Annotated in this window: 4 protein-coding genes; all 4 read left to right on the top strand. The window is 75.5% G+C overall.

What is annotated here, in order from left to right:
* A partial coding sequence (locus tag ACWCSD_RS49975; protein WP_449926464.1) for an N-acetylmuramic acid 6-phosphate etherase occupies positions 1-603 on the top strand: 603 nt, incomplete at its 5' end.
* A complete protein-coding gene (locus ACWCSD_RS49970; protein WP_449926461.1) occupies positions 600-1,805 on the top strand; it encodes an anhydro-N-acetylmuramic acid kinase in 1,206 nt (401 codons plus the stop codon). The genes ACWCSD_RS49975 and ACWCSD_RS49970, both read left to right, overlap by 4 nt.
* A complete protein-coding gene (locus tag ACWCSD_RS49965; RefSeq protein WP_449926458.1) occupies positions 1,802-2,893 on the top strand; it encodes a serine hydrolase domain-containing protein in 1,092 nt (363 codons plus the stop codon). The genes ACWCSD_RS49970 and ACWCSD_RS49965 overlap by 4 nt, the downstream gene beginning before the upstream one ends.
* On the top strand, positions 2,890-3,364 hold a 475-nt coding region (locus ACWCSD_RS49960; protein ID WP_449926455.1), incomplete at its 3' end, for an ATP-binding cassette domain-containing protein. The genes ACWCSD_RS49965 and ACWCSD_RS49960, both read left to right, overlap by 4 nt.

Genomic DNA, 3,364 nt, shown 5'->3' with positions numbered 1-3,364 from the left:
GCCGGCGGCGAGCGGGCGATCGTGCACCCGTGCGAGGGCGCCGAGGACGACGCGGGGGCCGGCGCGGCGGCGATCGACGCGGCCGGCGTCGGGCCGCTGGACACGGTGGTGGGCATCGCCTCCAGCGGGCGCACGCCGTACGTGCTGGGCGCGGTGCGGCGGGCCCGCGAGCGCGGCGCGCTGACCGTCGGCCTGTCCTGCAACCCGGGCACCCCGCTCAGCGCCGAGGCCGAGCACGCGATCGAGGTGCTGGTCGGGCCCGAGGTGGTCAGCGGCTCGACCCGGCTCAAGGCGGGCACGGCGCAGAAGCTCGTGCTCAACATGTTCTCGACCATCGTCATGGTCCGGCTCGGCAAGACGTACGGAAGCCTGATGGTCGACGTCAAGGCCAGCAACGGCAAGCTACGGGAACGGGCGATCAGGATCGTGCGGACGATCGCCGGTGTGGACCGCGAGGAGGCGGAACGGGTGCTCGACCAGCACGGTTTCAACGTCAAGCAGGCGGTGCTCGGCGCCCGGCTCGGGCTCGGGCCGCAGGAGGCGGCGGCGCTGCTGGACCGCAGCGAGGGACGGCTGCGCGTGGCGCTGGGAGAGTCGGCATGAAGATCCTCGGCATGATCTCCGGCACCTCGCACGACGGCATCGACGTGGCCCTGGTCGACTTCGGCCTCGACGGCGACGTGCTGACCGGCCGCGTGCTGCACACCGCGAGCACCCCCTATCCGGACGAGCTGCGCGCCCGGCTGGTGGCCGCGCTGCCGCCCGCGCCCGTCACGCTGGCCGAGGTGTGCGTGCTCGACACGCTCATCGGCCAGTGCTTCGCCGAGGCCGCCGCGGCCGCGGCCGAGCAGGCCGGTCCGGCCGACCTGATCGTCTCGCACGGCCAGACGGTCTTCCACTGGGTGGAGGGCGCGCACGCGCGCGGCACCCTGCAGATCGGCCAGCCCGCCTGGATCGCCGAGCGCACCGGCGCGCCCGTGCTGTCGGACGTGCGCATCCGCGACATCACCGCGGGCGGGCACGGCGCCCCGCTGGTCTCCGTGCTCGACGACCTGCTGCTCGGCGGCCTGCTGTCGGACGGACACACGGGCGGCACAGGCGGCACAGGCGGCACGGGCGGCGCGGCGGCGCTCAACCTGGGCGGCATCTCCAACATGACCGTCGTGCGCGACGGCGGCCTGAGCGCCTACGACATCGGCCCGGCCAACGCCCTCGTCGACGCCGTGGTGTCCGGTCGCGGCCTGAACCCGCGCGGCTACGACGAGGACGGCCGGATCGCCGCCTCCGGCCAGGTGGACGAACGCCTGCTCGACGTGCTGCTCGACGAGCCGTACTACCGGCTGGCCGCGCCGAAGAGCACCGGCAAGGAGCTGTTCCACCTGGCCTACGTCGAGGCGGCGATCGCCAGGGCGGGCCGCGAGCCGTCCGGCCCTGACCTGGTGGCGACGCTGACCGAGCTGACCGTCCGCACGGTGGCGGCCGACGTCGCCGCGGCGGGCGTGGACGTGCTGGTCGTCTCCGGCGGCGGCTGCCGCAACCCGGTCATCATGGACGGCCTGCGCGCCGCCCTGCCCGGCGTGCGGGTGTCGCTGTCCGACGAGCTCGGCGCCCCGGCCGACGACAAGGAGGCCATCGCCTTCGCGCTCATCGGCTGGCTGACCGCCCACGGCCTGCCGGGCACCGTCCCCGGCGGCACGGGCGCGCAGGCCGCCCGGGTGCTCGGCACGCTGACGCCGGGCGCGGGCCCGCTCGTCCTGCCCGCCCCGCTGACCACGCCGCCGCGCTCGCTGGTGCTGCGCCGATGACCCCGGCTCCCGCCGCGCCGCCCGGCCCCGGACCGGTGAGCCCGGAACCCGGTCCGCCCGCGGGCCTGGTCCGGGCGGCCCGCACGCCGTGGTTCGACCTGACCGAGTGCACCGGCCACCGCACCGTGCGCCGGGCGGACGGCGGCGCACTGGCCGGCGAGGCCCCCATGACCCTCGGCACGTACCACGACCTGGCCTCGGTCACCAAGGTCGTCGCCACCACGACGGCCCTGCTCCGCCTGGTCTCCGACCGCCTGGTGGACCTGGACGAGCGGGCGGCCGCGTACCTGCCGGAGGGCTGCCCCGACCAGGTCACCGTGCGGGACCTGCTGCTGCACCGGGCCGGGCTGTGGGAGTGGTGGCCGATGTACCTCGACCCGCGGATGCCCGCCCCGCGCTACGCGCCCGGCCGCGAACGGCACTACTCCGACCTGGGCTTCATCCTGCTCGGCCGGGTGGTCGAGAGCGTCACCGGCACGTCGCTGGACCGGGCGGTGGCCGAGCTGGTCACCGGGCCGCTCGGGCTGGCCGGCACCACGTACGCGCGGCCGGCGGGGCCCGAGGCGGCCATGAGCGCCCTGGACGACCGGGTCGAGATGCGCATGCTCGACACCTCCGAGCCGTACCCGGTGCCCTTCCGCAGCGCGGACTTCGCCGGCTGGCGGCACGAGCCCGTGCTCGGCCAGGTCGCCGACGGCAACGCCTACCACGCCTTCGGCGGCGTGGCGGGCCATGCCGGACTGTTCTCCACCGTCCCGGACCTGCTGCGGTACGCCACCGCGCTGTCCCGCTACGAGGAGCACGACCGGCTGTGGCGGCCCGAGGTCGCCCGCGAGTTCTTCACCCCCGGCCCCGACCCCGGCCAGGCGCTCGGCTTCCGCACCTACCGGCTCGACCTGCGGGAGGAGACCGTCACGGTGCTCGGCCACCCCGGCTACGTCGGGTGCGCCGTCGGGTTCGTCCCCGGCCGGGACGTCGCGATCGCGCTGGCGAGCAACCGCCTGCTGACGACGGCCGCGCCGACGCCCACCGACGCCCTCTGGACCGGCCTGCTGCAGGCCATCACCCACCGATCGAGGACCGCATGACCCCGCTCCTGGAGATCCGCGACCTCTCCGTCGCCTTCCGCACCCGCAAGCAGGACGTCACCGTCGTCAAGAACGTCTCGATGGAGATCCTGCCGGGACAGACCGTGGCCGTGGTCGGCGAGTCGGGCTCGGGCAAGTCCACCACGGCCGCCGCGGTCAACCGGCTGCTGCCCGCGGGCGGCCGCATCACGACCGGCCAGGTGCTGTTCGACGGCCGCGACCTGGCCGGGGTGAGCGAGCGCGAGATGACCGCCGTCCGGGGCGCGGGCATCGGCCTGGTGCCCCAGGACCCGATGTCCAACCTCAACCCGCTCATGCGCATCGGCGACCAGATCGCCGAGGCCCTGGAGGTGCACGGCCTGGCCGCGGGCAGGGCGGCGCGCGGGCGCGTGACCGAGCTGCTGGAGATGGTCGGCATCCCCGAGCCGGAGCGGCGGGCCGGGCAGTACCCGCACGAGTTCTCCGGCGGCA

Source organism: Nonomuraea sp. NPDC001684 (genome assembly GCF_053596515.1).
Note: the sequence above shows the minus strand (reverse complement) of the source record. Positions and strands in the feature narration are given on the sequence as shown.